General features: G+C 50.0%; 2 protein-coding genes. One reads left to right on the top strand and one right to left on the bottom strand.

What is annotated here, in order from left to right; translation table 11 throughout:
* A partial coding sequence (locus R7E42_RS24620) for a hemolysin family protein (protein WP_318073180.1) occupies positions 1–1,044 on the top strand: 1,044 nt, incomplete at its 5' end.
* Positions 1,045–1,102: 58 nt separating this feature from the next.
* On the opposite strand, the gene R7E42_RS24625 is transcribed toward R7E42_RS24620, so the two are convergent.
* The coding region (locus R7E42_RS24625) for a DUF416 family protein (RefSeq protein ID WP_318073181.1) at positions 1,103–1,237 on the bottom strand (135 nt) is incomplete at its 5' end.

Consider the following 1,237-nt stretch of genomic DNA (forward strand, 5'->3'; position numbering starts at 1 on the left):
AGTCCGAGCTACATTGCGCAGCTCAATCAACAGGGGCATCCTGCTGCTGAGCAGCTATCTAAACTCAAGTCCGACATCGACCGCCCATTAGCGTCGATTCTGACTCTAAACACTATTGCTCACACTATCGGTGCAGCAACAGCAGGTGCACAGGCGGCCGTCGTATTCGGCAGCGAAGCACTTGGCATCTTCTCTGCTGTGCTCACACTGGCGATCTTGGTTCTCTCTGAAATCGTACCGAAGACCATCGGTGCAACGTACTGGCGTCAGCTTGCACCAGCAGCGGCGGTATCGCTACGTTGGATGGTATGGGCGCTAACGCCGTTTGTATGGTTTTCAGAGCAAATCACCAAGCGTTTGGCTCGTAACCACGAAGCACCAAAAATGCGTGATGAACTTTCTGCGATGGCGATTTTGGCACGCGAAAGTGGTGAATTTGCAGAAGGCGAATCTAAAATCTTAAGCAACCTGCTAGGGATTCAAGATGTGCCTGTCACACAAGTCATGACACCTCGCCCTGTTGTCTTCCGCGTTGACGCAACAATGACCATCAATGAGTTTCTGGACAAGCACAAAGACACACCGTTCTCACGTCCGCTGGTATACAGCGAGCAGAAAGACAACATCATCGGCTTTGTGCATCGTCTAGAACTGTTTAAGATGCAGCAATCAGGCAGTGGTCAGAAACAACTCGGTGCGGTCATGCGTCCAATCCAAGTGGTTCTGAACAATACAGCGCTACCAAAAGTATTCGATCAAATGATGACGCACCGCCTACAACTGGCACTTGTGGTCGACGAATACGGCACCGTGCTTGGCCTTGTCACACTTGAAGACATCTTTGAGCACTTAGTTGGTGAAGAAATCATCGACGAAGCCGACAAGAGCACCGACATGCAAGAACTGGCCTACCAACGCTGGGAAAGCTGGAAAGAAATGCACGGCGTAATCGAAAGCCGCGATGACGACGACGAAGAGTTAGAAAAACAAAACGTTGAGCCAGAAACACAAGAGCCAACAAAACCAGACTCAAAAGAATCGTAACCACGTTTCTAACAAAAAAGGCATCCCCCGGGATGCCTTTTTCATATTCGCTTTCGCATTACAGTGCGATGCCGATGTTGCTCACGGCTTCTTCGCGTAGTTCTTCACGCAAGTCTTTGATCAAGTTGATATCACGTTCCGTTGCTTCACGCAGCGGACGGAAGATTGCCCACTGGACATCCCACTCTTCACA

This window comes from Vibrio sp. Vb1337, from assembly GCF_033338715.1.
GTDB classification, from domain to species: domain Bacteria; phylum Pseudomonadota; class Gammaproteobacteria; order Enterobacterales; family Vibrionaceae; genus Vibrio; species Vibrio alginolyticus.